Source organism: Pantoea sp. K16 (genome assembly GCF_048452805.1).
In the GTDB taxonomy this organism is placed as follows: Bacteria; Pseudomonadota; Gammaproteobacteria; order Enterobacterales; family Enterobacteriaceae; genus Pantoea; species Pantoea agglomerans.
The window spans coordinates 53,486-76,988 of record NZ_JBLWNV010000017.1; the positions used below are offsets into that span (position 1 = coordinate 53,486).

Consider the following 23,503-nt stretch of genomic DNA (forward strand, 5'->3'; position numbering starts at 1 on the left):
GTTGCAACGGATAAGCTCACACGCTGGCCGCTCTCACCGCTGTGCGGGCTAGGGTTTACAGCAATGAAGATGCTTAACGCGCAGGGAATACGGTCAGAGGAGGAAAGCGTCCCGCGCCAGGGACGGCGCGGGCCGAGCGGCCATGGATGGCATTAGCGCCTTTCCGATCTGACCGTATTCCCTTCGCAGGCTCGAACTCACCGCTACGTTGTTCCACAGCATGCGCCCCGGCTCAAACCTCCTTCGGAGGTCCTCATCCTCTTTTCTGCAGACGAAAAAAAACCTGTCTTTTCAGACAGGTTTCTAAAATGGTCGGCGAGAGAGGATTCGAACCTCCGACCCACTGGTCCCAAACCAGTTGCGCTACCAAGCTGCGCTACTCGCCGATTTTTTTAACTGTTTTGCCTGGTGCGAAGAGAGGGACTTGAACCCTCACGTCCGTTAAGACACTAACACCTGAAGCTAGCGCGTCTACCAATTCCGCCACCTTCGCGTTTCCCAGCAAAATCTGGGGTGGCTAATGGGACTCGAACCCACGACAACTGGAATCACAATCCAGGGCTCTACCAACTGAGCTATAGCCACCACAATACTTAATGTCACAAGTTAAAAACCTGCAGCATTTAAATCTCTACTGCCAACCGCGGTAAATCAACCACCGAAGCTCATGCGCACAAACGATATGGCGCGCCCGACAGGATTCGAACCTGAGACCTCTGCCTCCGGAGGGCAGCGCTCTATCCAGCTGAGCTACGGGCGCGTAGCGCCGTTGCGGATGTGCATACTAGAGATAAGCGCCCATCGTGTCTAGTGCTTTTTAAATAAAAAGACGCGTTTGATTACGCTTTGTGCATTTTGTCGACAAATAGTGCATTTCCACTCTCACAACGCGTAAAAATGCGGCATTTATCAGCAATATCAGAGATCGCCACGCCAGTGATAGCGCAAATATTTAAGCAGTTTTAATTGCCGGCGCAGGCGGCCAGGCTGCCGAATCAGACGATAGAGCCACTCCAGCCCCAACCGCTGCCAGATCTCAGGCGCTCGCTTCACATGGCCGGTGAAAACATCGTACGTTCCACCCACGCCCATATAGAGCGCATCAGGCCAGTGCGCACGGCACGCCAGCATCAACAGCTCCTGACGGGGCGACCCCAGCGCTACAGTCACCAGCTTCGCGCCGCTGGCCGCAATCCGGGCAAACAGCGCATCCTGATCGGCTGGCGCAAAATAGCCGTCCTGCGCCCCGACAATATTCACATTCCACTGACGACGTAGCTTATCGCAGGTTTCATCCAGCACCTGCTGACGACCGCCGATAAGAAATACAGGCGTCCCTTCCCGCCCGGCGCGTTCCATCAGCGCTTCCCATAAATCAGCACCCGCAATGCGCTGCACCGACGCGTGTGGATACTTTTTACGAATCGAGCGCACAATGCTGATGCCATCGGCGTACGCATACTCCGCCTGCGCTAACAGCGTGCGTAATCCCTCATCCCGCTCAGCGGTCAGGATCTTCTCCGCATTAATCGCCACTAAAATACCGCTGCGTACGCTGTGCGGCGGCATCAGAAAATTCACCGCCGACGGCATGTTTTCGAAGCCATACAACTCAACGCCGCGAATCCGGTACTGCGGCGTCTCAGTTAACTTTGTCATATCTTCCGTCAATCCCAGAGGCTACTCAGAGCGGGCTGTGCAACACCCGCCTGCTGCGGTCGCGAATCAAACCTGCGCGATCCAGTAACCAGAAAAGTAATTTAGCCATGCCCAGACAGGCAGCAAAAATGATGCAGAAAAACACCACGCGTGAACCGAACGCATCAAGGCCTTCGCGTGCCAGCACGATCATGTTAAAGACCGCGCCAAAACAGAAGCTTTGCAGGATGGCGCCGGTGTAACGGTTGGTCTCTAGGCAGCCACGCTGATAGATTGCATCAAAGGCTTTTATAATCATCCCTACCGCGACCGCACCGATCGGAATCGCCCAGACGCCGCCCATCACCACCAGCGACCCTATCAGCGTGGGTGAAATCGCCAGGCCAGAATGGTTGTTCAGCACTTCCCAGGTAAAGTAGTTAGCACTGTTTAACACTGCCAGCGGCCGATCCGGCCAGAGCCAGGTCGGAATGAAAACGTAGAAATCACGCCACAGCGGTGCCAGCCCCTGAAACTCAATTCTGGCGTAGTTATCCAGCAGCAAGGCGAGATTCTCCCACGGCGAGAAGGTATCACGCGTCAGATAGAGGAAAGTATAAAACGCTTCATCGCCCATAACGTCGAGGTTATAGCGGCGCAGTGCCAGCCAGAACATTCCTGCAATCGCCAGCACGCCCGCCGTTGCCAGCATCCACAAAGTGATCCAGCCACGGGTAATCCCGATAAACAGGAACAGGGCAAACGCAATAATGATATTGGCGCGGGTACCACCCACCAGCGCGTAGGTCAGTAAACCAAAGGCAACGGTCACCACCAGGAACAGCAGCCAGTTGCGGCGCGTCGGGCTCAAAAAGTAGGGGATCAGCATCGCCGGAATAAAGAAATAGAAGAAGCGCTTAAGCGCTACACCCGACACTTCACTGGAGAAAATCTGGTTATAGGCAGTCAGGCGGAACAGCAGAAAACCGTTATGAATGAAGAACACCGTCACCGTACCCAGCGCCACCAGCGCCAGGATCACGCAGGTCAGATGGGTTTCGACGCGATTCATCTGCAGCCAGGGCTTCGCCGGAGACGCGCTGGCGGGTTTCAGCCGCACTTTATAGCTGACGTAATAAATGGCGTAAAACGCCGTGGCCGACAGCAGCGCCTCCAGCAGGTTCTCAACCGGCACCACTTCAACATTAAAGCGAAACACCAGCACGGAGGTCAGCGGGAAGCCGAAGTAAAAGGTCAGTAAGAACAGCAGCGTGAAGAACAGATGAAAGTTAAAACGGACGCGCTTAAACTCCCGCCAGGTCAGGGTCAGAATAAAAACCAGCGACAGCAGATAGACCACCAGCAGGCCGCCAAACTGCATAAGACTCATGACAACTCCCCTTCGCTGAGCTGTAACGCGGCTCGCCAGCCCGCCAGATAACCCGGCGCAAAAAAGGCGATAGCCTGTTTATCACAGCTTATCAGCTGACGACGTGCCTCGGCGATCACCGCAGGCGACAGCGTATCTTCGCTGAACAATACCGGAAGCTGCTGCTCTGCCACATCACGCCAGAATGGATTTTTGCGGGTCAGGACAAACGGCACGTTGGCCTGAATCAGCAGGCAGAGTGTTCCCACCCCTTGCTGACGTTCAAACATAAAATAGCCGACATGGCAGCGCGCCAGCAGGGCTAAGTAATCATCAAACGCCAGGTTTTCACGCATCAGATTCACCTGCCCGTTCGGGAACAGCGCATCGGCAGCGGCCTTAATCTGGCTGATATAAGCCTCATTACCTGGCGGATAGCCCAAAGGGACCTCGATACGCACCTGCTCGCCAAACTGCGCGTGAATCGCTTTTAAGCCTTCGATGTGTCGGTTACTCGGATCGCCCGAGTTGCCCAGCAACAGCGTAAAAGGCTCCGACGGGACAGATTCAACGGCTGCGGCGGGCATTCTGGTGGGAAAATAGAGCAGTGAACCGGGTACGCGCCGATGGCGCTGCTGGTAGTGATGCAGGTCGCCACGGGTCGCAAAAACTTGTGCAACCCGTCCCTGCGCTATCCGGCGGACCAGATAGAACAGGCGGAACTTCAGGCTGCGCGAATCTTCATAAAGATCGGCACCCCAGACGTGCCAGAAGAGCTGTGAACGACGCAGCTTACCGCTGAGTAACGCCAGCCAGATCCACGGGTTAAACTGTCCGTGGCAGAAAAAACGCTGCTGACGATTTCTGGCCCGCTGCAGTACCGCCTGCGCCAGCGCTTTCTTGCTGGTAAAGCACTCGATCTGCAACGCACTGAACGGCGCCAGGCTCTCGGGCTGCTGCGTCACCACCATAAAATGGCGTGGCGCAGCCGCAGGCTGCTCAACGCTGAGTACGTCGTTGAAAAAGCGCAGCACCGTAAGATTGTGGTGGGGAATGTCCGATCCCAAAACGTGAATTAAAGTCATTTTTTCCGGCAGTAAACAATAAAAGCGCCACAACACAGGGCAAAGTAAGCCATATAGGTAAACATATAGGCCTGCGCCGCACCCGTCGCGCCATGTAACGGGATCAACCAGCGTGAAAACAGGGTCAGCAACAGAAACTGGCTGATCTCAGTCAGAACATAAAAGCGCAGCGAGGCTTTGGCGATAACCAGATATCCGAAAACATAGGCGCCGACCTTAAAAACATCGCCGCACAGCTGCCAGACAAAGAGATCGCGCATCCCGCGAAACGCTTCAGAGAACAGCAGGCTGATGGCGAAATCGCGCAGTACCCAGACACCCAGGCTGGCAACCGCTACGGCGGGCAGGACAAAGCGCAGTGCACGGCCAATCTCGCGCGCGATGTCACGTTTGTTATCCAGCCGCGCCAGCGTCGGCAGCAGCCAGACGCTAAACGTCGCGGTAATAAATTGCAGATAGGCATCGGAAATGCTGGTGACGCCCTGCCACAATCCGACCTGTGCCCAGCCCTGCTGCTCCGCCAGCAGATTACGCATCAGCACCCAGGCGACCGGCAGGGTCACGGCGGTGATCAGCGCCATCAGCGTATATTTTGCCAGATTACGGGCCAGCTCAGGATGCCATTGCGGTCGCAGCCAGCTAAGCGGCAGCGGCGCACGGCGTTTCAGCATCAGGAGTGCAGGCAGCAGCAGCAAAGCCGGTACCAGCGCCAGCCCGGTCAGCGCACCCTGATAGCCACCCAGCCACCAGCAGAGCAGATAGCCTGCCACGCCAATCAGGCTGCCGAGAATCAGCGCCAGCGCATTACCGCGCGCGTCGCGATAGCCCTTCAGCAGTGCAAGGGTAAAGTTGGCCCAGGCGATGCCGAGCTGAAGAAAGGCCACCACGCGGATGACGCCCTGATAGCGGTCGTGACCAAACAGCGCGATGCTGATGGGTGCCGCCGCCAGCAGAAACAGCAGCGCCAGCACACCGGAAAAGCCCAGTACCATGGTTGATGCCGTGCCCACCATCGCCCGCAACTGTTCGGGCTGCTGCTGATACTGCGCCACATAGGTGGTGACGCCATTAAAGATGCCTGCGCCCGCCAGCACGCCCAGCACGGTGATCAACTGACGGAAGTTCCCCGCCTGGCCGACACCCTCGGGTCCGAAGCTGACCGCCAGCAGTTTGACGACCAGCAGGCCGGCCACAATTTTTACCAGCGTGGACGATGCGGTCCACACTGAGGCTCTGGCTAATGACATCAGGAAAAGAAGCTCAGCAGTGAGCTGATAACCGTGCTCTGATTGTTATCCGACAGGTTATAAAACAGCGGCAGACGCAGCAGGCGTTCACTTTCCCGCGTGGTAAAGCGATCGTCGCCGACAAACTGCGAGAACCGCTCACCGGCGGGCGAACTGTGCAGCGGAATATAGTGAAACACCGTCAGTATCTCGGCTTCTTTCATCCAGTTTATCAGCGCCTGACGATCGTCCTGATCGCGCAGTTTGATGTAGAACATGTGCGCATTGTGTTCACAGCTGGCGGGGATCACCGGCAGGCTGATGCGTCCCTGAGCCGCCAGCGGCTGCAGCGCATCGTAATAACGCTGCCAGATGCGTAACCGCTGCTGGTTAATACGTTCAGCGGCTTCCAGCTGCGCCCAGAGATAGGCTGCCTGCAGATCGGCCATCAGATAGCTCGATCCCATATCGCGCCAGGTGTATTTATCGACCTGACCCCGGAAGAACTGGCTGCGGTTGGTGCCTTTTTCCCGCACGATCTCGGCGCGCTCGACCAGACTGGCGTCGTTAATGAGCGTCGCGCCACCTTCGCCGCCGGCGGTGTAGTTCTTGGTTTCGTGGAAACTGAAGCAGCCAATATGACCGATGGTGCCGAGCGCACGACCTTTGTAGCGTGACATCACGCCCTGCGCCGCATCTTCAATCACAAACAGCTTATGCTTTGCCGCCAGCGCCATAATGGTGTCCATTTCACAGGCCACGCCTGCGTAATGCACCGGCACAATGGCGCGGGTTTTTTCAGTGATGGCCGCTTCGATCAGCGTTTCATCAATGTTCATGGTGTCCGGGCGCACATCGACAAACACAATGCGGGCGCCGCGCAGCACAAAGGCGTTGGCGGTAGAGACAAAGGTGTAGCTCGGCATAATCACTTCATCGCCGGGCTGCAGATCGATTAACAGCGCCGCCATCTCCAGCGAAGCGGTACAGGAGGGGGTCAGCAGCACTTTTTTGCTGCCAAACCGCTGCTCCATCCACTGCTGACAGCGACGGGTAAATCCACCATCGCCGCACAGCTTGCCGCTGTTCATCGCCGACTGCATATACTCAATTTCTGTGCCCACAATCGGGGGCGCATTAAATGGAATCATGACCTTTCCTGTAAAACCAGTACGCGGTGCTGTCGAGCCGGGCACCGCTGCGTAAATAGAGGCGCATTGCCGTGAGATTGCTGAGCTGGGTAGCAACCCGAAGCTGAGCCAGCTGTCGTACCCGCGCCCAGTCTGCCGCCGCCAGCATCAGTCGCTGACCCAGCCCCTGGCCCTGCGCGTCGGGCAGTACGCCCAGCAGGCCAATGCGGGCATCGCCATCCACCGCGCGCAGCGAAACAAATCCCTGCAGCTGACCCGCGGCATCGCTTGCCACCAGACACTGATCGTCAAACGCCCCGCGTACCGCATTTTCAATCCACTGCGCATAGAAGCGTCCGCTGGCGTCCGGCGCATACCAGGGCGCGCGAAAACGACTCTGGCTGAAGAGCTGTGAGGCAGCATCGCGCAGTAGCGGGATCTGGGCTTCGCGCGCAATGCGAATTCCCGCCTGCCGTTCAGTCTGTTTCAGCGCCAGCGTCAGATCTGCTTCGCCTTCTGCCAGCCGGAACTGATGCTGCTGCAGCGTATCAATCAGTGCCGTCTCGCTGGCAGCGACTTTCATCTGCATCAGCGCACAGGGATGACGCAGCGCCTGTTCCAGCGGGATGTCACCTTGCGGCTCCAGCCGCACGGTATCAACACCGAAGAATGCGCTCTCCCAGCTAAGGGGATTAATATTGACGTGGACGGGCATGTAATAAATCCAGCAGGTATTGGCCGTAGCCGGTTTTTGTCAGCGCTTCACCCGCGGCCCGCAGCTGGTCATCACTCAGCCAGCTGTTGCGCCAGGCAATCTCTTCCAGGCAGGCAATTTTGAAGCCCTGACGTTTTTCCACCGTCTGCACAAACATGCTGGCTTCCACCAGGCTGTCGTGCGTGCCAGTATCCAGCCAGGCAAAACCTCGTCCCAGCAGTTCGACCGTCAGCTCACCACGCTCCAGATACATCTGGTTAATGGCCGTGATTTCCAGCTCGCCCCGCGCTGAGGGTTTCACCTGTTTCGCGAATTCAATAACCTGATTGTCATAAAAATAGAGCCCGGTTACTGCCCAGCGCGATTTCGGCTGCTGTGGTTTCTCTTCAATCGAGATCGCCTTGAAGTTATCGTCAAACTCCACCACGCCGAAACGTTCCGGGTCCATGACCTGATAGCCGAACACCGTTGCGCCACGATTCTGTTCAACAACTTTCCGGAGCTTGGGGCTGAAGCCCTGGCCAAAATAGAGGTTATCACCCAGAACCAGGCAGCAATTATCCTCGCCGATAAAGGATTCGCCGATGATAAAGGCCTGCGCCAGCCCATCGGGACTTGGCTGCACCGCATAGCTAAGGCGTATCCCAAATTCACTGCCATCGCCCAGCAGCCGTTCAAACTGCGCCCGGTCTTCCGGCGTGGTAATTAACAGGATGTCGCGAATACCCGCCAGCATCAGCACGGAGAGCGGATAGTAGATCATCGGTTTGTCGTAAACCGGCAGAAGTTGCTTTGATACTGCACGGGTTATCGGGTGTAACCGCGTGCCCGACCCTCCCGCTAAAATGATGCCTTTCATCGCTGCTCCTTACGCGGGTTTATTGCGATAAGCCAAGGCGTTCGCCCTGATAGCGGCCATCCAGAATAGCCTGCCACCAGGTGGGATTGGCCAGATACCATGCCACGGTTTTACGCATGCCGCTTTCAAAGGTTTCCTGCGGTACCCAGCCAAGTTCATGCGCGATTTTACTGGCATCAATGGCATAGCGCTGATCGTGACCGGGGCGGTCAGTGACATAGGTAATCAGGTCGCGGTAATGCGCCAGCCCGGCAGGTTTCTGCTCTGCGGCCAGCTCTTCAAGCAGGCTGCAGATAGTTTCAACCACCTCAATATTGCGTCGCTCGTTATGGCCGCCAATATTATAAGTTTCGCCTGGCTTGCCATGGCTGACCACCTGATAGAGTGCGCGGGCGTGATCTTCGACGTAGAGCCAGTCACGAATCTGCTGTCCGTTGCCGTAAACCGGTAAGGCTTTCCCGGCCAGCGCATTGATGATGGTCAGCGGGATCAGCTTCTCCGGGAAATGGCAGGGGCCGTAGTTATTTGAACAGTTGGTGACCAGCGTGGGCAGACCGTAAGTTCGCAGCCAGGCCCGCACTAAATGGTCGCTGCTGGCCTTGCTGGCGGCGTAAGGACTGCTTGGCGCATAGGGTGTGGTTTCGGTGAAGTAACCCTGGCTGTCGTGCAGATCGCCAAAGACTTCATCGGTCGAGATATGGTGGAACAGAAAGGCGGTTTTGCGCGCGTCATCCAGGTTTTGCCAGTAAAAACGCGCGGCTTCCAGCAACTGATAAGTCCCGACAATATTGGTCTCGATAAAGGCTACCGGCCCGTCAATCGAACGATCCACATGGCTTTCAGCCGCAAGATGCATCACACAGTCTGGCTGATGACGGGCAAACACCTGATCAAGTGCCGGGCGATCGCAGATATCGACCTGCTCAAAATGAAAGCGGGGCGAGTCGGCAACGCTGGCGAGTGACGCCAGATTTCCGGCGTAGCTGAGTTTATCGACCACCACCACCTGATGTTCGGTTTCTGCGATCAGAAAGCGCACCAGTGCAGAACCGATAAACCCGGCACCGCCCGTGATCAGAAAACGCCTCATCGCCACACACCTTTGGTGTCGACAATCCAGTTCTGCTGAACGCTGGCGCCATCAATGGCGCGGAAGGCACGGTGATCGACCAGCATCACCAGAATATCGGCCTGTTCCAGCGCCTGCCCGGCAGAGACCAGCACGGCTTTGTCGGCCAGTGCGTCAGCAAGCTGCTCAATATGGGGTTCAACCACCCAGGTAGTGCCGCTGTGCCACTCTGCAATTTTCTGTGCCACGCCCACCGCCGGGCTTTCGCGCAGGTCGTCAATATTGGGTTTAAAGGCCAGGCCAAAGCAGGCGATGGTGATATCGCTGGCGCGCTTGCCGGTCTGTGTCAGGCAGTCCGCCAGCGCGGTTTTCACCTGGTCCAGCACCCACTGCGGCTTGGCGTCATTGACCTCGCGCGCGGTGCGGATCAGGCGGGCTAATTCAGGATTCTGCGCCACGATGAACCAGGGATCGACGGCGATACAGTGACCGCCGACGCCTGGGCCCGGCTGCAGAATGTTGACGCGCGGATGGCGATTCGCCAGCGCAATCAGCTCCCAGACGTTAATCCCCTGATCGGCACAAATCAGCGACAGCTCATTGGCAAAGGCGATATTCACGTCACGGAAGCTGTTTTCTGTCAGCTTACACATCTCGGCGGTTCGGGCGTTGGTTTCAACGCATTCGCCTTTTAAAAACAGCCGATAAAGCTCGCTGGCGCGGGCGGAACAGGCTGGCGTCATGCCGCCAATCACCCGGTCGTTGTTAATCAGCTCAACCATCACCTGACCAGGCAGCACGCGCTCCGGACAGTAGGCCACAAAAATATCGGGCGTATCACCGTGCTGAGGAAAGCGCAGGTCGGGACGCGCCGCCGCCAGCCAGTCGGCCATCTGTTCGGTGCTGCCCACCGGTGAGGTCGACTCCAGAATCACCAGGTCGCCCTTTTTCAGTACCGGCGCAATCGACTCCGCCGCGGCTTTCACAAAGCGCAGATCGGGCTGATGCTCATCTTTAAAAGGGGTCGGTACGGCGATAAGAAAAGCGTCGGCGGCTTCCGGCTGCGTGGTGGCGCGCAGATCGCCACGCGTAACAGCCGCATGCACCACCTGATCTAAATCGGGTTCCACGATATGGATCGCGCCACGATTGATGGTTTCAACGGCGCGCGCATTAATATCCACGCCCACCACTTTTTTTCCCTTTGAGGCAAAAACGGCTGCCGTCGGCAGCCCAATGTATCCCAGTCCAATCACGGAGATGGTTTCAAAACTCATAATTCGGCTCGGTTATCTTTTAAGGCTTGTAAAATACGACCACAGGCTTTGCCATCGCCATACGGATTATGGGCGTGGCTCATCGCCTGCCAGGCAGCGTCGTCAGTCAGCAAGCTGCTGACCTCCGCCACGATTCGGGCGATATCGGTCCCCACCAGTTTGACGGTGCCGGCGTCGACCGCTTCAGGCCGCTCGGTGGTGTCACGCATCACCAGCACCGGTTTACCCAGCGAAGGCGCTTCCTCCTGAATGCCACCGGAGTCAGTGAGGATGAGCCAGGCGCGGTTCATCAGCCAGACAAAAGGCAGATACTCCTGCGGTTCAATCAGAATGATATTCTCAATGCCGCTGAGAATCCGGTTTACCGGCTCGCTGACATTGGGATTAAGGTGCACCGGATAGACAATCTGCGCCTCGGGATGCTGGCGGGCAATCTGCGCCAGCGCGCTGCAGATACGTTCAAAGCCGCCACCAAAGCTTTCGCGACGATGTCCGGTGACCAGCACCAGTTTCTTATCCGGGTCGAGAAACGGATAGCGCGCCGCCAGTTGTGCATTCAGATTGCTGTCATCCAGCACCCTGTCGCGAACCCACAGCAGCGCATCAATGACCGTATTGCCGGTCACGATAATGCGCGCATCGGGCAGATTTTCCTGCAACAGATTCTGACGCGATCGGGAGGTGGGGGTGAAATGCAGATGGGCAAGATGACCGGTAAGTTTACGGTTACCCTCTTCCGGCCATGGCGAGGCGAGATCGCCGGTACGCAGACCGGCCTCCACATGCCCGACCGGAATCTGATGATAAAATGCCGCCAGGCTCGCCGCCAGTGTGGTGGTGGTGTCACCATGCACCAGCACGATGTCCGGTTTGAAGTCGAGCAGGACGGTTTTCATGCCCTCTAAAATGCGGCAGGTGATCTCGGTCAGCCCCTGCTCGGGACGCATAATATTGAGATCATAGTCCGGCTGCAGCTTGAACAGGCGCAGCACCTGATCGAGCATTTCGCGATGCTGTGCGGTGACGCACAGTCGCGATTCGAAAGCGGGATCCTGCGCCAGCGCCTGAACCAGCGGTGCCATTTTGATCGCTTCGGGACGAGTACCAAATACCGTCAGAACTTTCACACTGTTTCTCTCACTCATGCGTGTCTGACATCAGACGCGGACGACGTGCCAGCGCCACTCCCGCGCCTGTTAATGCCCCAATGGCACCCCACATAATCATCATGAACAGACGTCGCGGACTGTCACGTGATACCGGCTCTTCCGGCGTACGCAGATAACGGTAGGTCTGGAACTGGCTGTTCAGTTTTGGCCCGGTCTGCAGCGTGGTCAGCATTGCTCTGTTCTGATCATAGCTGATATCAAACTCCGGACCGGTAGCGCGCAGCGTATCCAGCTGTCCCTGTAAAACGGGCTGGCCCAGCAGGAACAGGTCGCTGTCTGCCAGATTTTCACCCGCTTCACGCGTCTGTTTCTCATTGATGCCCTGCTGGCTGGCGATCTTCAGCGCCTGCTCCAGCCGATGCTGCTGGCGCTGAAACACCGCATTAGCCACATCTTCCTGACGTTTCACCTGCGCCTGCAACTGGTCGGTACGCGCCCGCCAGGCACCTTTTAGCTCATCATTCAGATGACGCGCGGCGCGCTCACTGGCATAGGCGATGTACTGACGCAGCAGATTATTGGCGTCGCCAGCGGTTTCCGCTTTCAGTTTGACGTTATCGGGCAGGTTATGTGCCGCGTCAGCGGGCGTGAACAGGATATTGCCGATCATATCGTCGAGCAGCGCGGCATCATTATGCGCATTGCCGGTTTTACGACTCTTGTAATAATCCGTTTGCTGCCAGAACTCACGACGTGTATCCCAGGAGGCGAGTTGCATGGTGAACTCCTGATAAACCTGATCCATCACCGTAGGTGAAGGTGCGGCCAGGGTTAAGGCGTTGTTGCGCACATCCAGATTGGTCAGGAATTGCTGCTGCGCATAGTAAGAACCCAGCATGTTCACCGTCGGACGATCGGTGATCGCCGTGGTGCTCCAGACCTGTTTCAGCAGCAGCGTGGCCAGCCAGGCGACCAGAGCAAACAGCAGCGCCAGCCCGATAATCCAGCGCTTGCCACGCCATAAACGGCAGCAAAAGCTGCGAATATCCAGTTCGTTGTCCACAACGTCAGAAGGCATGGCAGAGGTATCCTTTATCAGCTCTTTTCAGGGTAATTTGTTTTTTGCTTCGCGATGATGGCTCAGACGGCGCTTAATGCGGCGGACACGTCGCGCCACGCGCCACGCATGTTTGAGGCAGTAGCCGTAAACCATAAACGCGCCCAGGAATAGCAGCAGCATCACCCACTCCGGGATAAATGCCAGATATTCGCCCAGCACACCGATACCGGCGAGAATAGCCGCCGCAACGGTAATCAGTACAAAGGCCTGACGGGAGGTAAAGCCGGCACGCATAATCAGATGGTGGATGTGCTGACGGTCAGCCGAGAACGGACTCATGCCTTTACGCAGGCGACGATACATAATCGCCACCATATCCATCAGAGGAATGGCAATAAGCCACAGTGCAGTAACGGGCGTGATGGGATGGCTCAGACCCTGCGTCGTTTCCAGCAGAATCCAGATAATGGTGAACCCGATCATGGTGCTGCCGGCATCGCCCATAAAGACTTTGAAGCGACGGCCAAGGAAGCCGAGGTTAAGCAGGATATAGGGCAGCGTGGCGGCAATCATCGCAAAACACCACATCGCGAGGCTGGTCTGGCCGTCGAAGTAGAGGATGATCCCCATGGCGGCGAAGGTGACCGAGGAGAGTCCGCCCAGCAGACCGTCGATCCCATCCACCATATTAAAGGCGTTGATCGCGGCCCAGACGGCAAACAGCGTCAGCACATAGCCGAAGGGCCCCACGATAAGCTCGAACGGGCCGACGATAAAGCCCAGGCTAAGCAGATAGAGTTTTGCGCCAAACATCATCACCAGTGCGACAATCGCCTGCACCACCGCGCGGATCTTGACGCTGATATCGAAACGGTCATCCAGTGCGCCAACCAGCACCAGAACACCGGCGCAGCCCAGATAGAGCAGCGCGTGAGGCAGATAGTAGTTGGTAATGGCAAACGTAAAGCAGATACCTGCGAACACAGAAATGCCGCCCACCAACGGAATCGCGCCATGATGGCGTTTACGTGAGTTAGGCTTATCAACTAAACCAATTTTTTTAGCTGCTTTTCGAGCAAAAAAGAGGAAAGCCAGGGAAAAGAGAAAAATTAAACCAAGCTCAGTACTCATAGTGAGTAAATTCACGTTAAACGCTCTCAGCTAACATCCCGCACAACAATACGCGAAAAAACGCGCCTATCGCTGTGTCGGATTCCGAATTCTGCATAAAGAGACAGACGAACGGTCAAAAGTTCGCCATCGCTACCACAGTCATTATAAATGCTCCTGCCAGTGTTCAATCCTATAGCTCACAAATGAAAAACGCCACGTTGAGACGTGGCGTGAGGTCGATTTTCTGCGCATCTGGACTAAAAAAGCCGAATCTGTGGTTCGGCCAGGCAGTATCGGATTAAGAACGCTTCATCATATCGAAGAATTCATCATTAGTTTTGGTCATCGCCAGCTTGTTGATTAGGAATTCCATTGCGTCGATTTCGCCCATCGGGTGAATAATCTTACGCAGGATCCACATCTTCTGCAGCTCTTCCTGAGAGGTGAGCAGCTCTTCTTTACGCGTACCAGAGCGGTTGTAATCAATCGCCGGGAAGACGCGTTTTTCAGCGATTTTACGGGCGAGATGCAGTTCCATGTTACCGGTACCTTTAAACTCTTCGTAAATCACTTCATCCATCTTCGAACCGGTATCAACCAGCGCGGTCGCGATGATGGTCAGGCTACCGCCCTCTTCCACGTTACGTGCAGCACCAAAGAAACGCTTTGGACGATGCAGGGCGTTGGCATCCACACCACCGGTCAGGACTTTACCTGAAGCAGGAACCACGGTGTTGTAAGCACGTGCCAGACGTGTAATGGAGTCGAGCAGGATGATGACATCTTTTTTGTGCTCAACCAGACGCTTGGCCTTTTCAATCACCATTTCAGCAACCTGAACGTGGCGTGAAGCTGGCTCATCGAAGGTTGAGGCGATAACTTCGCCTTTCACCAGACGCTGCATCTCGGTGACTTCTTCCGGGCGCTCATCGATCAGCAGTACCATCAGGGTACAGTCCGGATAGTTGTGCGCCAGGCTCTGCGCGATGTTCTGCAGCAGCATGGTTTTACCGGCTTTCGGTGGTGCAACAATCAGACCACGCTGGCCACGACCAATTGGCGATGCCAGATCGAGTACGCGAGCGGTTAAATCTTCCGTTGAGCCATTACCCCGCTCCATGCGCAGACGTTTATTTGCGTGCAGCGGCGTGAGGTTTTCGAACAGAATCTTATTACGCGCATTTTCCGGCTTGTCGTAGTTAACTTCGTTAACTTTCAGCAGCGCAAAATAACGTTCACCCTCTTTCGGTGGACGGATTTTGCCAGAGATGGTGTCACCAGTGCGGAGGTTGAAGCGGCGGATTTGACTAGGGGAAACGTAGATATCATCAGGGCCGGCGAGGTAGGAGCTGTCTCCGGAACGGAGGAATCCAAATCCATCCTGAAGGATCTCCAGCACGCCATCACCGAAGATGTCTTCGCCGCTTTTCGCGTGCTGCTTCAGGATTGAAAAGATAATGTCCTGCTTGCGCATACGAGCCTGGTTTTCCAGTCCCATATTTTCGCCGAGAGTAACCAGCTCAGCAACCGGCGTATTCTTTAATTCGGTAAGATTCATAGTGATGGGTTCTTAAACTCGGGGTAATACTCGGAATGTTTGTCGTGAATGGTATGGCAACTAATCCATGCCGTTAATGGCTCTTTTCGGCTCTTCCTGACGATCATCGTATGGAATGGCGATCGGTATGCAGGGAGATGTCCGAATGTGATGCCAGAGTTGGAGCTAACCGTAAGATTGCTGAACCGTTCTATCTTTATAAGGTACAGGGCGACAGGGTTCAACAAGGGAAAACTTTTAGATGCTAACTACAAGGTAAGTTCGTAATGCAGTGCTGGTAAATTAGCACGCCTGAAAGCGAACGTCCAGCAGCAGGAGATAAATTCACCACTGCCGGACATTCAGCCCTGAATTACGCCAGATTGGCGTTCAGGAACTCTTTCAGCTGGCCTTTAGACAGCGCGCCCACTTTGGTCGCGGCGACTTCGCCATTTTTAAACAGCAGCAGCGTCGGGATACCACGAATGCCATACTTCGGTGCCGTGCCTGGGTTATCATCAATATTCAGCTTAGCGATGGTCAGCTTGCCATCATACTCTTCTGCAACTTCATCAAGGATTGGCGCGATCATTTTGCAAGGACCGCACCATTCAGCCCAGAAATCTACCAGTGTAACGCCGTCGGCTTTCAGCACGTCGGTGTCGAAACTGTCATCAGTCAGATGAACGATTTTATCGCTGCTCATGTTTTACTCCACAAGATTATGCCTGGCGAATTGGCGTAAAATATACCAATGTTGGTTGACTTTATTTCATCGGATACGCTTTCGTAAAGCGATAGTAAGCTGATATTCTACCACACTATGAGCAAAACACACTTAACTGAACAGAAGTTTTCCGACTTCGCCCTGCACCCAAAAGTGGTGGAAGCCCTTGATACTAAAGGCTTTCAATACTGCACGCCGATTCAGGCGTTAGCTCTGCCTTTTACGCTTTCAGGGCGTGATGTTGCAGGCCAGGCGCAAACCGGTACCGGCAAAACGATGGCGTTTCTGACGTCAACGTTTCATCATCTTCTCTCTCATCCTGCGGCGGAAGGTCGTCAGGTTAACCAGCCACGGGCATTAATTCTTGCGCCGACGCGTGAACTTGCTGTGCAGATTCATGCAGATGCAGAACCCCTTACCGCCTCAACCGGCCTGAAACTGGGTCTCGCCTATGGCGGAGACGGTTATGACAAACAGCTGAAAGTGCTGGAGCAGGGCGTTGATATTCTGGTGGCTACCACCGGTCGCCTGATCGACTACGCGAAACAGAATCACGTCAACCTCGGTGCTATTCAGGTCATGGTGCTGGACGAAGCCGATCGCATGTTTGATCTCGGCTTTATTAAAGATATTCGCTGGCTGTTCCGTCGCATGCCGCCGGCGACTCAGCGTCTGAGCATGCTGTTCTCGGCGACCCTCTCCTACCGCGTCCGTGAACTGGCGTTTGAGCACATGAACAGTGCTGAATATGTGGAAGTGGAACCGGAACAGAAAACCGGCCATCGCATTCAGGAAGAGCTTTTCTATCCGTCTAACGAAGAGAAAATGCGCCTGTTGCAGACCCTGCTGGAAGAAGAGTGGCCCGATCGCGCCATTATTTTCGCCAACACCAAGCACCGCTGTGAAGATATCTGGGGCCACCTGGCTGCCGATGGACATCGTGTCGGCCTGCTGACCGGCGACGTTGCTCAGAAGAAGCGCCTGCGCATTCTGGATGACTTCACCAAAGGTGATGTGGATATTCTGGTCGCCACTGACGTGGCTGCTCGCGGTCTGCACATCCCGGCTGTTACCCACGTCTTTAACTACGATCTGCCAGACGACTGTGAAGATTACGTTCACCGTATTGGCCGTACCGGTCGTGCAGGCGCCAGCGGTCATTCAATCAGCCTGGCCTGTGAAGAATACGCGCTGAATCTGCCTTCAATTGAAGAGTACATCGGCCACAGCATCCCGGTCAGCAAGTACAGCAGCGAAGCGTTGTTAACGGATTTACCACCGCCTAAGCGTCTGCAACGCAGCCGTTCCGGCAATGGCCCACGTCGCGGAGGGAATAACGCCAATCGTCGCGGTGCTCCACGCAACAACAACCGTAAACGTTCAGGTTAAGGCCACCATGCTAAGCGCATCGTCACTTTATGCAGCGATTGATTTAGGGTCTAACAGCTTTCATATGTTGGTGGTGCGCGAGGTCTCTGGCAGTATCCAGACCGTTGCAAAAATTAAGCGCAAGGTTCGCCTTGCTGCCGGTCTGGATAAAAATAACCTGTTGTCAGCCGACGCGATGTCGCGAGGCTGGCAATGCCTCAGACTGTTCTCTGAACAACTGCAGGATATTCCCCCCGATCAGATCCGCGTGGTGGCGACCGCCACGCTGCGTCTGGCTGCCAATGCGCAGACCTTCCTCGACACCGCCCAACAGATCCTTGGCTGTACCATCAACGTCATCAGCGGTGAAGAAGAGGCGCGCCTGATTTATCAGGGCGTGGCCCACACCACCGGCGGTTCCGACCAGCGTTTAGTGGTCGATATCGGCGGCGGCAGCACCGAGCTGGCCACCGGCGATGGATCGCACGCGTCGGTGTTGTTCAGTCTGTCGATGGGCTGTGTGACGTGGCTGGAGCGCTTCTTCAGCGATCGTCATCTGGCAAAGGAGAACTTTGACCAGGCCGAGCTGGCGGCACGTGAGATGATCCAGCCCATTGCAGCGCAACTGCGTGAGCAGGGCTGGCAGGCCTGCGTTGGTGCCTCTGGCACGGTTCAGGCGCTGCAGGAGATCATGGTGGCGCAGGGCATGGATGAGCGCATCACGCTGAATAAGCTGCAGCAACTGAAGCAGCGCGCCATTCAGTGCGGCAAACTGGAAGAGCTGGAAATCGAAGGGCTGACGCTGGAGCGGGCGCTGGTGTTCCCCAGCGGCCTGTCGATTCTGATCGCCATCTTCCAGGAGCTCAGTATCGATAGCATGACGCTGGCGGGCGGCGCACTGCGTGAAGGACTGGTCTACGGCATGCTGCATCTGCCCATCGACCGGGATATCCGAACCCGTACGCTGCATAACGTCCAGCGCCGTTTCAGCATTGATGTCGAGCAGGCGGATCGCGTGCGTCAGCTGGCGGAGAGCTTTTTCCGTCAGGTTTCCACGTTGTGGAAGCTGGATCAGCGCTGTCGTGAGTTGCTGCTCAGCGCCTGCGCGATCCACGAAATCGGCCTGAGCGTTGACTTCCGTCATGCGCCGCAGCATGCGGCGTATCTGGTGCGTCACCTCGATCTTCCTGGTTTCACACCGGCACAGAAGAAGCTACTGGCCTGTTTACTGCAAAACCAGAGCGGCAGCATCGATCTGGCTTTGCTGACTCAGCAGAACGCCCTGCCGCCGCGGCTGGCGGAACGGATGTGCCGTCTGCTGCGGCTGGCGATTATTTTCTCCACCCGCCGTCGCGATGACACCCTGCCTGCGGTGCGGCTACAGGCAGACGATGATGCCCTGCATCTGACCCTGCCCGCGGGCTGGCTGGAGGCCCATCCGTTGCGCAGTGAGCTGCTGGAGCAGGAAAGCCATTATCAGTCTTACGTCCACTGGTTATTAACCCTGTCGTAATTGCCGTCGCGTGAGGCGAATCTCCTTCGCCTCCTGCACTGGTTTAACTCTTTTTCGCCTTATCCAGCATCGCTCTCAGACCGGCCACCCGGCTCTGACCGGTTTTCATCCGCTCCTCCGCACTGACCACTTTGCGCTCAGTTTCCCATTGCAGATCGTCCTGCGGCAGTTCCAGCAGAAAACGGCTCGGCTCCGGCCGGATTAATTCGCCATATTGCCGGCGTTCGCGACACAGGGTAAAGGTCAGCTCTTTCTGTGCCCGTGTGATCCCCACGTAGGCCAGGCGACGCTCCTCTTCGATATTATTTTCATCGATACTGCTCTGATGCGGTAACAGCCCCTCCTCCATGCCCACCAGGAACACATAGGGGAACTCCAGCCCTTTGGAGGCGTGCAGCGTCATCAGCTGCACCTGATCCAGCTCTTCATCGCTTTCACCGCGCTCCATCATGTCGCGCAGGGTAAAGCGCGTCACCACCTGCGCCAGCGTCATCGGCTCATCAATATCGCTGCCCTCAAGCATTTCGGTCATCCACTGAAACAGCGTGTTGACGTTCTTCATCCGCATCTCTGCGGCTTTCGGGCTGCCGGAGGTTTCGAACAGCCAGCTTTCGTAGTCGATGCCGCGAATCAAATCACGCACCGCGTTCACCGGCTCACGTTCGGTCAGCTGGATAATCTCATTCAGCCAGTGGGTAAACCGCTGCAGATGCTCCAGACCGCGGCCACTCAGCGTCTGCCCCAGACCGACATCAAAACTGGCGTTAAACAGGCTCTTGCTGCGCAGGTTGGCCCACTCACCGAGCTTCTGCAGCGTAGCCGGGCCAATCTCACGGCGCGGCGTATTGACGATGCGCAGAAACGCGCTGTCATCCTCAGGATTGGTCAGCACGCGCAGATAGGCGAGCAGATCTTTGATCTCGGGCCGTGAGAAGAACGAAGTACCGCCAGAGATGCGATAAGGGATGCGGTTCTGCATCAGAAACTTTTCAAAGGTCCGGGACTGATGGTTACCACGATAAAGAATCGCGTAATCTTTGTACTGCGTCCGGTTGATAAAGTGATGCGCGATGAGCTCGCCAGTGACCCGCTCCGCTTCATGCTCTTCGCTGTTGGCAGTGAGCACCTTCAGCTCGCTGCCCTGCCCCAGCTCCGAAAAGAGCCGCTTCTCAAAGACGTGCGGGTTATTGGCAATCAGGATATTTGCCGCTTTCAGTATGCGCTGCGAAGAGCGGTAGTTCTGCTCCAGCTTCACCACCTCCAGCGCCGGGAAATCCTGATTCAGCAGCACCAGATTCTGCGGGCGTGCGCCGCGCCAGGAGTAGATAGACTGATCATCATCGCCCACCACCGTGAAGCGCGCCCGCGCGCCCACCAGCAGCTTAACCAGTTCATACTGGCTGGTGTTGGTATCCTGATACTCATCCACCAGCAGATAGCGGATACGCTGCTGCCAGCGTTCACGCACCTCCTGATTACGCTGCAGCAGCAGCGTCGGCAGCAGAATCAAATCGTCGAAATCGAGCACGTTGCACGACTTAAGATGCTGGCTGTAGAGGGCGTAGCAGTGAGCAAAAATATTATCCTGCTGCGATCGCGCCAGCGCGGCGGCGCCCTGCGGATCGATCAGATCATTTTTCCAGTTCGAGATGGTGGAGATGAGCTGCTGTAGCAGCGTCTTATCCTCTTCCAGCCACTCTTTTGTCAGCTCTTTCAGCAGGGCGAGCTGATCCTGATCGTCGAACAGCGAGAAGTTTGACTTCATGCCCAGCGCCGCGGTTTCGCGTTTGATGATCTCCAGCCCCAGCGTATGGAAGGTGGAGATGAGCAGACCGCGCGCCTCTTTGCGGCCCAGCGTCTGCGCCACACGCTCTTTCATTTCGCGCGAGGCTTTATTGGTAAAGGTCACCGCGGCGATGTGGCGCGCCTGATAGCCGCATTCACGGATCAGATGGGCGATTTTATTGGTAATCACGCGGGTTTTGCCCGATCCCGCGCCCGCCAGCACCAGACAGGGACCGGTAACAAATTCGACGGCACGTTGTTGGCTGGGGTTTAAACGCATAGGAGAAATCGCCTGATTGAATCAAAAGAAAGGGGTTTATACTGGGCGGCAATTATACACAACCGAGATACCAACATGGCGAAAACCGCGGCGGCTTTACACATCCTGGTCAAAGAGGAAGCGCAGGCAAAAGAGATTCTGGCGAAACTGGCGAAGGGTGGCAATTTCCAGCAGCTGGCAAAGAAGCACTCAACCTGTCCTTCCGGCCGGAATGGCGGCGATCTGGGCGAGTTCCGGCAGGGACAGATGGTGCCGGCCTTTGATAAAGCGGTCTTTACCTGCCCGCTGCTGACGCCTTACGGGCCGGTAAAGACCGGCTTTGGTTATCACATTATCAAAGTACTCTATCGCAACTAGTTACTTCTTCTGCTTCATCTGCTGCAGGACGGTGCTGCACTGGTTGTCTTCGTTATCACTTGGAGAGATCAGTGCCAGCAGCGCCGCCGCCGGGCCCACTACTGCGCCCAGTGCCACGGCAGCGGCACCACGTGCCAGCAGTGGCCCCGTTTTCACGCCCGCATCAGGATTTTTAAAGGTGCCGCGTACGTAGAGCGGGGAGCGCAGCGTTACGATGCGGACGCCCTTACTCTCCGGATTCACCGACAGATCCAGCCGCTCACTGGCGAAGTTCGCGTTGCCTGACACATTGATAATCGCGTTCTCGGTATCAAACACAAACAGGTTAGGCGTCGCCACACCGTTCTGCAGTTTGAGATCGGTGGCGGCGCAGTTGATACGCACCTGGTCATCGCCAAACAGTTTGCCCACCACGTAGTTACCGACGTTGAGTCCGGCAATTTCCATCAGGCTGCGGCTAATCAGACCATCATTCATCAGCAGCTTAAGTTGCCCGTTGCTGGTCGCCAGCAGATCGGCTACGGAGTTACCGGTGCCGGTAAAGCTGGCATCGCCATTGAGCTGGCCACGGCTGTTCTTCATCGCCTCCACATTCGGGAAGAGCTGACGCAGCTGCAGCTTACGGACATGAAGATCAACCCGACCACGCATCGGCGAGCGATCGCCCTCCAGCCGGATAGTGCTGTTGAGATTGCCGCCCGCCACACCAAAACGCAGCGGGTCCAGCAGCAGATCACCGTTTTTCAGCTGTAAATGGGTATAGAGATCGCTTAACGGCAGTGAATTGCTGTGTTCGATCCGTTTGCCGCTGAACTTCACGTCGGCATCCATCACGTCCCAGTTTTTGGTTTCGAATTTATCGTGTGGTAGCACGCGGTCTGCGGGCTGATTCGATTTCTCCCCGCGCCGGGCTTTGGCCTGCGCAGTTTTTTCACTGCCTTTGCCAGAGTCGACGCCAATCAGCGGCCCCAGATCGGCCATGCGCAGTTGCTCAGAGGTCAGCTCGCCGCTGAGTGTCGGGCGGGGTTTAACCTGACTGTAGATCAGCGACCCATGAATATCGCTGTCGCCAATATGTCCGTTGAATTTCTCATAGCGGTAGACCGCGCCCTTTTCGCCGCTGAATTTAGCAATCAGATGGCCGTCGGTTTCATAAGGTGGCGTGTCAGGCAGCAGGACGCCGGTCAGGCCATAGAGATTGGCCAGCGTATCGCCCGAGAAGCGCAGTCGCACGTTAAGCCCGCCGAGGTTCATCGGATCCTGCAGACCGCCGGTCACCTGAACGCGGGTGGTGCCGTTGCGCAGATCGGCCTGAATCGGGAACGGGGTGTTCTGACTGCGCAGTGACAGCATGCCGCCAATCTTACCGTCGCCGCTGAGTGACTCATTGTTATAAGTGCCCTTCGCCTGCCAGCCAAAGACGAAGTCGCCTGCGCCCTTCTGCTGGTCATTGCCTCCGGCAATCTGCGTATACGGCACCGGCTTACCCAGCGGATTAACCTGCACCGTGACATCTGCGCGGTTAATGGCGTCGCGATAACGAATCTGGCCCTGATCGAACAGAATATTATCCAGACGGAATGACCAGGCCGATGGCGCAGCACTCTTCTCATCCTTGCCGCTCTCGGCAAGGGTAAAGGTCCAGTTGTTCTTTTTATCCGCGGTCTGGATCAGACGCGCATCCGGCCGCTGCAATTTAATCCACGGGATGAACAGTTCTTTGTGCAGCAGCGACAGCGGTGACAATGTGGCATCGACCCGCTGCAGATGTACCATGGTGACGTCGGCAATGTCAGGCGGATTCCCCAGCATGATATCTTCCGCATGGATCTGCGGCCACGGCACCCAGCGCCGCCAGCCTGCTTCGTCGCGATTTCGTGCCCAGTCGATACCCAGATCCCCGCGTATCGCAAAGGGACGGTTTAACTCGGTTGAAACTTTTTGATTGATGGTGGGCTTAAGGCGATTCCAGTCAAAGGTCGCGATGACGACGATAATCACCACGATCAACAACACCAGAATTCCTGCTACCCAGCTGACTATTTTCCCGGTACGCGACATTACGCTTTCTCCTTGCACATTCACGGTCTGCGTTAAAGATAGTCGAGACCGCGGGCAACAGCATCAGGGAAGCGGGATAGTAAGATGATTCAATTCAGAAAAAGGGGTTTCTCAGCCATTTCGTTAGCATAAGCGGTAAAAAAAGCCGACATTCCCGGCGTTTATCCCCGAGACCAGGGCTAATGGCCACCTTAAAAGGTAAATTAAAACGCCGTTTTAAAACCA

General features: G+C 56.1%; 19 protein-coding genes and 4 tRNA genes. 3 read left to right on the plus strand and 20 right to left on the minus strand.

The window, feature by feature from the left end:
- Window positions 1-309: 309 nt before the first annotated feature.
- The 18 genes from ACK13D_RS19770 to trxA all read right to left on the minus strand — a co-directional run bounded on the left by ACK13D_RS19770 (window position 310) and on the right by trxA (window position 15,893).
- A tRNA-Pro gene (locus ACK13D_RS19770) sits at window positions 310-386 on the minus strand.
- A 20-nt stretch (window positions 387-406) separates the two neighbouring features.
- Window positions 407-493: transfer RNA gene (locus tag ACK13D_RS19775), tRNA-Leu, on the minus strand.
- 16 nt (window positions 494-509) lie between these two features.
- Window positions 510-585 (minus strand) — tRNA-His (locus tag ACK13D_RS19780).
- A 98-nt stretch (window positions 586-683) separates the two neighbouring features.
- Window positions 684-760: transfer RNA gene (locus tag ACK13D_RS19785), tRNA-Arg, on the minus strand.
- A 158-nt stretch (window positions 761-918) separates the two neighbouring features.
- A complete protein-coding gene (gene wecG, locus ACK13D_RS19790) occupies window positions 919-1,659 on the minus strand; it encodes a lipopolysaccharide N-acetylmannosaminouronosyltransferase (RefSeq protein ID WP_010671671.1) in 741 nt (246 codons plus the stop codon).
- A 25-nt stretch (window positions 1,660-1,684) separates the two neighbouring features.
- Entirely contained in the window at window positions 1,685-3,028 is a 1,344-nt protein-coding gene (wzyE, locus tag ACK13D_RS19795; protein WP_033767575.1) for an ECA oligosaccharide polymerase, read from the minus strand.
- On the minus strand, window positions 3,025-4,092 hold the full coding sequence (locus ACK13D_RS19800) for a TDP-N-acetylfucosamine:lipid II N-acetylfucosaminyltransferase (RefSeq protein WP_191920544.1): 1,068 nt from the start codon (window positions 4,090-4,092) through the stop codon (window positions 3,025-3,027). The genes wzyE and ACK13D_RS19800 overlap by 4 nt, the downstream gene beginning before the upstream one ends.
- A complete protein-coding gene (gene wzxE / locus ACK13D_RS19805; RefSeq protein ID WP_010257347.1) occupies window positions 4,089-5,339 on the minus strand; it encodes a lipid III flippase WzxE in 1,251 nt (416 codons plus the stop codon). Before wzxE ends, ACK13D_RS19800 begins: the two co-directional genes overlap by 4 nt.
- Entirely contained in the window at window positions 5,339-6,469 is a 1,131-nt protein-coding gene (gene rffA / locus ACK13D_RS19810) for a dTDP-4-amino-4,6-dideoxygalactose transaminase (protein ID WP_010671668.1), read from the minus strand. The genes wzxE and rffA overlap by 1 nt, the downstream gene beginning before the upstream one ends.
- A complete protein-coding gene (rffC, locus tag ACK13D_RS19815; protein ID WP_060681451.1) occupies window positions 6,456-7,163 on the minus strand; it encodes a dTDP-4-amino-4,6-dideoxy-D-galactose acyltransferase in 708 nt (235 codons plus the stop codon). The genes rffA and rffC overlap by 14 nt, the downstream gene beginning before the upstream one ends.
- A complete protein-coding gene (gene rfbA / locus ACK13D_RS19820; protein ID WP_010257356.1) occupies window positions 7,141-8,022 on the minus strand; it encodes a glucose-1-phosphate thymidylyltransferase RfbA in 882 nt (293 codons plus the stop codon). The genes rffC and rfbA overlap by 23 nt, the downstream gene beginning before the upstream one ends.
- Window positions 8,023-8,041: 19 nt before the next feature.
- Window positions 8,042-9,112, minus strand: a complete 1,071-nt coding sequence (rffG, locus tag ACK13D_RS19825; protein WP_132499520.1) for a dTDP-glucose 4,6-dehydratase — start codon at window positions 9,110-9,112, stop codon at window positions 8,042-8,044.
- Window positions 9,109-10,368, minus strand: a complete 1,260-nt coding sequence (gene wecC, locus ACK13D_RS19830) for a UDP-N-acetyl-D-mannosamine dehydrogenase (protein WP_010257361.1) — start codon at window positions 10,366-10,368, stop codon at window positions 9,109-9,111. The genes rffG and wecC overlap by 4 nt, the downstream gene beginning before the upstream one ends.
- A complete protein-coding gene (wecB, locus tag ACK13D_RS19835; RefSeq protein ID WP_010257363.1) occupies window positions 10,365-11,495 on the minus strand; it encodes a non-hydrolyzing UDP-N-acetylglucosamine 2-epimerase in 1,131 nt (376 codons plus the stop codon). The genes wecC and wecB overlap by 4 nt, the downstream gene beginning before the upstream one ends.
- A 10-nt stretch (window positions 11,496-11,505) precedes the next feature.
- Window positions 11,506-12,555, minus strand: a complete 1,050-nt coding sequence (gene wzzE, locus ACK13D_RS19840) for an ECA polysaccharide chain length modulation protein (RefSeq protein WP_010257365.1) — start codon at window positions 12,553-12,555, stop codon at window positions 11,506-11,508.
- A gap of 27 nt (window positions 12,556-12,582) precedes the next feature.
- Window positions 12,583-13,668 carry a UDP-N-acetylglucosamine--undecaprenyl-phosphate N-acetylglucosaminephosphotransferase gene (gene wecA / locus ACK13D_RS19845; RefSeq protein WP_022624853.1) on the minus strand — a complete coding sequence of 362 codons (1,086 nt, stop codon included), beginning with the start codon at window positions 13,666-13,668 and terminating at the stop codon, window positions 12,583-12,585.
- A gap of 280 nt (window positions 13,669-13,948) precedes the next feature.
- Window positions 13,949-15,208: a transcription termination factor Rho gene (gene rho, locus ACK13D_RS19850; protein WP_010257369.1), complete on the minus strand. Its 1,260-nt coding sequence runs from the start codon at window positions 15,206-15,208 to the stop codon at window positions 13,949-13,951.
- 352 nt (window positions 15,209-15,560) lie between these two features.
- Window positions 15,561-15,893 carry a thioredoxin TrxA gene (gene trxA / locus ACK13D_RS19855; protein WP_003851963.1) on the minus strand — a complete coding sequence of 111 codons (333 nt, stop codon included), beginning with the start codon at window positions 15,891-15,893 and terminating at the stop codon, window positions 15,561-15,563.
- Window positions 15,894-16,010: 117 nt separating this feature from the next.
- Here trxA and rhlB point away from each other — a divergent pair, with 117 nt between their 5' ends.
- Both rhlB and gppA read left to right on the plus strand, forming a co-directional pair.
- Window positions 16,011-17,303, plus strand: coding sequence for an ATP-dependent RNA helicase RhlB (gene rhlB, locus ACK13D_RS19860; RefSeq protein ID WP_022624852.1), 1,293 nt, complete (start codon window positions 16,011-16,013; stop codon window positions 17,301-17,303).
- Window positions 17,304-17,310: 7 nt separating this feature from the next.
- Window positions 17,311-18,795, plus strand: coding sequence for a guanosine-5'-triphosphate,3'-diphosphate diphosphatase (gppA, locus tag ACK13D_RS19865; RefSeq protein ID WP_010671664.1), 1,485 nt, complete (start codon window positions 17,311-17,313; stop codon window positions 18,793-18,795).
- A 43-nt stretch (window positions 18,796-18,838) separates the two neighbouring features.
- Here the strand turns inward: gppA and rep are convergent, their stop codons facing one another.
- Window positions 18,839-20,860, minus strand: a complete 2,022-nt coding sequence (rep, locus tag ACK13D_RS19870; protein ID WP_010257384.1) for a DNA helicase Rep — start codon at window positions 20,858-20,860, stop codon at window positions 18,839-18,841.
- 75 nt (window positions 20,861-20,935) lie between these two features.
- Between rep and ppiC the strand changes: the two genes are divergently transcribed.
- Window positions 20,936-21,217, plus strand: a complete 282-nt coding sequence (gene ppiC / locus ACK13D_RS19875; protein WP_010671663.1) for a peptidylprolyl isomerase PpiC — start codon at window positions 20,936-20,938, stop codon at window positions 21,215-21,217.
- Here ppiC and ACK13D_RS19880 read toward each other — a convergent pair whose 3' ends face one another.
- Window positions 21,218-23,278, minus strand: a complete 2,061-nt coding sequence (locus ACK13D_RS19880) for an AsmA family protein (protein WP_346464711.1) — start codon at window positions 23,276-23,278, stop codon at window positions 21,218-21,220.
- Window positions 23,279-23,503 lie beyond the last annotated feature (225 nt).

Coding starts and splice junctions, on each gene's coding strand:
- wzyE (WP_033767575.1), bottom strand. CDS start 3,028: ATGAGTCTTATGCAGTTTGGCGGCCTGCTGGTGGTCTATCTGCTGTCG.
- rhlB (WP_022624852.1), top strand. CDS start 16,011: ATGAGCAAAACACACTTAACTGAACAGAAGTTTTCCGACTTCGCCCTG.
- wecC (WP_010257361.1), bottom strand. CDS start 10,368: ATGAGTTTTGAAACCATCTCCGTGATTGGACTGGGATACATTGGGCTG.
- rffG (WP_132499520.1), bottom strand. CDS start 9,112: ATGAGGCGTTTTCTGATCACGGGCGGTGCCGGGTTTATCGGTTCTGCA.
- trxA (WP_003851963.1), bottom strand. CDS start 15,893: ATGAGCAGCGATAAAATCGTTCATCTGACTGATGACAGTTTCGACACC.
- ACK13D_RS19800 (WP_191920544.1), bottom strand. CDS start 4,092: ATGACTTTAATTCACGTTTTGGGATCGGACATTCCCCACCACAATCTT.
- rffC (WP_060681451.1), bottom strand. CDS start 7,163: ATGCCCGTCCACGTCAATATTAATCCCCTTAGCTGGGAGAGCGCATTC.
- wecA (WP_022624853.1), bottom strand. CDS start 13,668: ATGAGTACTGAGCTTGGTTTAATTTTTCTCTTTTCCCTGGCTTTCCTC.
- gppA (WP_010671664.1), top strand. CDS start 17,311: ATGCTAAGCGCATCGTCACTTTATGCAGCGATTGATTTAGGGTCTAAC.
- ppiC (WP_010671663.1), top strand. CDS start 20,936: ATGGCGAAAACCGCGGCGGCTTTACACATCCTGGTCAAAGAGGAAGCG.
- wzxE (WP_010257347.1), bottom strand. CDS start 5,339: ATGTCATTAGCCAGAGCCTCAGTGTGGACCGCATCGTCCACGCTGGTA.
- ACK13D_RS19880 (WP_346464711.1), bottom strand. CDS start 23,278: ATGTCGCGTACCGGGAAAATAGTCAGCTGGGTAGCAGGAATTCTGGTG.
- rep (WP_010257384.1), bottom strand. CDS start 20,860: ATGCGTTTAAACCCCAGCCAACAACGTGCCGTCGAATTTGTTACCGGT.
- rho (WP_010257369.1), bottom strand. CDS start 15,208: ATGAATCTTACCGAATTAAAGAATACGCCGGTTGCTGAGCTGGTTACT.
- rfbA (WP_010257356.1), bottom strand. CDS start 8,022: ATGAAAGGCATCATTTTAGCGGGAGGGTCGGGCACGCGGTTACACCCG.
- rffA (WP_010671668.1), bottom strand. CDS start 6,469: ATGATTCCATTTAATGCGCCCCCGATTGTGGGCACAGAAATTGAGTAT.
- wzzE (WP_010257365.1), bottom strand. CDS start 12,555: ATGCCTTCTGACGTTGTGGACAACGAACTGGATATTCGCAGCTTTTGC.
- wecG (WP_010671671.1), bottom strand. CDS start 1,659: ATGACAAAGTTAACTGAGACGCCGCAGTACCGGATTCGCGGCGTTGAG.